The 3,339-nt window shown below is 67.9% G+C and carries 4 protein-coding genes; 2 read left to right on the top strand and 2 right to left on the bottom strand.

Annotation, left to right across the window (positions count from 1 at the left end; all coding sequences use genetic code 11):
- Positions 1-104: 104 nt before the first annotated feature.
- Both ABNS06_RS13970 and dusB read left to right on the top strand, forming a co-directional pair.
- A complete protein-coding gene (locus ABNS06_RS13970) occupies positions 105-587 on the top strand; it encodes a hypothetical protein (protein WP_348675207.1) in 483 nt (160 codons plus the stop codon).
- 32 nt (positions 588-619) lie between these two features.
- The gene (dusB, locus tag ABNS06_RS13965) at positions 620-1,606 is read left to right on the top strand and encodes a tRNA dihydrouridine synthase DusB (RefSeq protein WP_348675206.1); all 987 of its coding nucleotides are present in this window, start codon (positions 620-622) and stop codon (positions 1,604-1,606) included.
- 23 nt (positions 1,607-1,629) lie between these two features.
- Here the strand turns inward: dusB and ABNS06_RS13960 are convergent, their stop codons facing one another.
- Both ABNS06_RS13960 and ABNS06_RS13955 read right to left on the bottom strand, forming a co-directional pair.
- Positions 1,630-2,367 carry an SAM-dependent chlorinase/fluorinase gene (locus ABNS06_RS13960; RefSeq protein WP_348675205.1) on the bottom strand — a complete coding sequence of 246 codons (738 nt, stop codon included), beginning with the start codon at positions 2,365-2,367 and terminating at the stop codon, positions 1,630-1,632.
- Positions 2,367-3,339: ATP-binding protein (locus ABNS06_RS13955; protein ID WP_348675204.1), on the bottom strand; the 973-nt coding region annotated here is incomplete at its 5' end. The genes ABNS06_RS13955 and ABNS06_RS13960, both read right to left, overlap by 1 nt.

The following is a 3,339-nucleotide window of genomic DNA, read 5'->3' as shown; positions in this document are numbered from 1 at the left end:
CGGAGGCCATCGCGCAGCGCATCGCAGGGTTTGCCCGTCGCTGTTTTCAGGAGTTGGAATGACTCCGGACGTATCGCTTCAACAAGGACTCGATCAGGATGAGCATGAGTCTGCTCGACAGCGCATTGAGGCGCGCCCAGATCCGCAAGGCCGGTGAGATCACCTTGATCATCTTTGACGGCCTTGGCGCGGTCGCGACCGACACGCTCGGGTTTCGTTCGGCGGAGCGCTGGGCGTTTTCGCGCATTTCGTCCGGGAACATCGTCCGCGACCGGAGCACCTTCCTGGAGCGCCTGGAAACCGCCATCGTGCGTCGCGGTACCTCGATCACGACCTCGCACGGCACCTCGCGCGGCCTCGCCGGCCTCGCCAAGAAGATGAAGCAGGCGGGTTACAACCTGTCCGAGTGGACCATCCCGCAGGCCGCCAAGGACATCCTCGACCCACCCGAGGAGAAGAAGGGCGACGAACCGGAAGAGGCCGTTTGCGAGGCGGATGCGGAAGACGACGATCCGACGCCGATCGAGGTCGATCGCCGCAAGGACACGCTGGACCGCCGCAGCATCGACCGTTCGCTGAAAGATTGATCGGGTCGAACCCCGCCTGCGAAAATCCGTCCATGCAGATCGGCCCACACACAATCGAACCCGCGCTGGTTCTCGCGCCGATGGCGGGGGTCACTGACAAGCCGTTCCGCCAGCTCTGTCGCCGTCTGGGTGCCGGGCTGGCGCCGTCGGAAATGCTCAGCGCCGATCCCGGTCTCTGGGACACGCCGAAATCACGCGCCCGGATGGACCATTCCGGTGAGGCGGGTCCGATCTCGGTGCAGATCGCCGGGTTCGATCCGGCGATGATGGCCAACGCGGCGCGACACAACGTCGCCCACGGCGCCGACATCATCGACATCAACATGGGCTGTCCGGCCAAGAAGGTTTGCAAGCGTGACGCCGGGTCGGCGCTGATGCGGGACGAGGCGCTGGTTGCCTCCATACTCGAAACGGTTGTCAACGCGGTCGACGTGCCGGTCACGCTCAAGACCCGCACCGGCTGGAGCGCCGACCATCGCAATGCCGAGCGCATCGCCCGGATCGCCGAGCAGGCAGGGATCGCGGCGATTGCCATTCACGGGCGCACCCGTGACCAGAAATACGCTGGCGTGGCCGAATACGACACCATCCGGGCGGTGAAGCAGGCGGTGTCGATCCCGGTGTTCGCCAACGGCGATGTCGACTCGCCGCACAAGGCCCGGCAGGTGCTGCGGGACACCGGCGCCGACGGCTTGCTGATCGGTCGCGCCGCGCAGGGCCGGCCATGGATCTTCCGCGAGATTGACCATTTCCTGCGCACCGGAGAGGTACTGCCGGCGCCGTCCGCCGCGCAGATCGGCGCCTGGCTGATCGAACACCTCGAAGGTCTGTACACGCTCTACGGCGAACGACGCGGCGTGCGCGTCGCCCGCAAGCACATCGGCTGGTATGCCGACGGACATCCCGAGCAGGCGGCGTTTCTGAAGACCGCGATGCGGCTGGAGTCGGCTCGGGAACAGCTCGCGGCGGTGAGCGCGTTCTTTGGCGCGCGGGATGATGCGGTGGCCGTCGCGGCCTAGGCGGCGGGCTTCGTCCGGCGAATCTACCGATTCTCGCGTGGCGTGAGGTTCAGCGTGATCGGTGTGCCGATCCGCAGTCCGGCCTTGTCGACCGCCGATCCCTGATTGATCGCCAGCTCCACGAAGCCGTTCGAATTCATGTACCACAGCGGTTCGCCGGGTTCGCGATCGCCAAAGGTGCTGGCGTGGTGGAAGGTCATCGGGCCGGCCTCGACCTGAGCGGCGGGCTCCAGCCGGCGCAACCCCGTCCAGGCGTTGCCGAAACCGTCGGCATAGATGATCTGCGCCGGCGTGCCGGAGGCGTCGCAGTGCGGAGGCGTGATCCGCGAGTGCGCGGGCCAGTCGCCCTGCGCCAGCCGTGCCGCGGCTGGCGTGAACAGGTCGCGGCCGTGAAAGCTCGCGGAGAGCCCGTCCGGGATCCAGTCCAGGCTCCACCAGCGGGTCTTGGCGGACTGCTCCGACACCCGACTGAGCAGGCCGTTGTCCGGACCGACGAACAGGCGCTTGTCGGCCTCGACGATCACCGGGCGGCGCGCCGTGCCCACGCCGGGATCGATGACCGCGCAGACCACGGCGTCCTCCGGCAGTCGCTCGACCAGTGCCGCGAGCAGCCAGCCCGCGGCGATTGGCGCGAAGGCCGGGGCGTCGTGCATCAGGTCGAAGACCGGCACCCGAGGCCCCCAGCGGTGCGCCGCCAGTTTCAGCTGACCGACGTAGGGACCCTCGAAGCCGAAGTCCGTGAACAGCACCAGCGGGCGCATCAGGCGGGGTGCTCCGGCAGGGTGAGGCTGACGTTCAGGCCATGCGGTTGCACCGGTTCGGCCTGGCAGCGACCGCCATGCGCCCGGGCCACGCGATCGACCAGTGCCAGTCCGAGGCCGTAGCCGGTCGTGGTCTGGTCGCCGTCCCGCCAGAACGGTTCGAACAACCGTGGCAGCTGATCGAGTTCGACGCCGGGCCCGTCGTCCTCGACGGCCAGCCGGATCGTGTTGCCGACGGATTGCAGGCGGATACGGATCTGCGATTCGGCGTAGCGCAGCGCGTTGGAGAGCAGGTTGTCCAGCACGCGGTCGATCAGCCGGATGTCCACCTGGGCGTCCAGTTGTTCGGGGGCGTCGATCATCATCTCCACGCCTCTTTCGTCCGCAACAATCGCGTGACGTTCCGTCGCGTCCTCGCAGAGCCGCACCAGATCGACAGGCTCGATCTGGATGCGCTGATGCGCGGAGGCCTGGTCCGGGTCCAGGCGCGCGAAGGTCAGAATCTCCTCGACCAGTTCGTCGATACGGTTGACCTCGGCGTCGCAGCGATCCAGTGCATCGGGTTGATCGGCGCGCGCAAGCTCCAGGGCGATGCGCATGCGCGCCAGTGGCGAGCGGATTTCGTGGGACACGTCGTGGAGCAGGCGGTCGCGGTCCCGGATCAGCGTCTCGATACGGTCCGCCATGGCATCGAAGTCGCGCGCCAGCGCCCCGATGTCATCGGAGCCGGCGCGGTGCTCCGGCGCGACGCGAGCGTCCAGCTTGCCGCCGGCGAAGCGCCGCACGGCGTGCTGAATGCCTCTGACCGGTGCCGTCAGCCGTCGCGCGACCCACCAGGCGACGGCGGTGATCACCAGCAGCGACAGCGTCAGATGCAGACCCAGCGCCAGTGCCGGTGATACCGGTCGATCGCCGGGCATCTGCACGGCGACGGCGGTCACGGTGTCGCCATCCGGCTCGATCACCGGTGCG

This window comes from uncultured Abyssibacter sp. (assembly GCF_964000955.1).
Classification (GTDB): domain Bacteria; phylum Pseudomonadota; class Gammaproteobacteria; order Nevskiales; family OUC007; genus Abyssibacter.
Note: the sequence above shows the minus strand (reverse complement) of the source record. Positions and strands in the feature narration are given on the sequence as shown.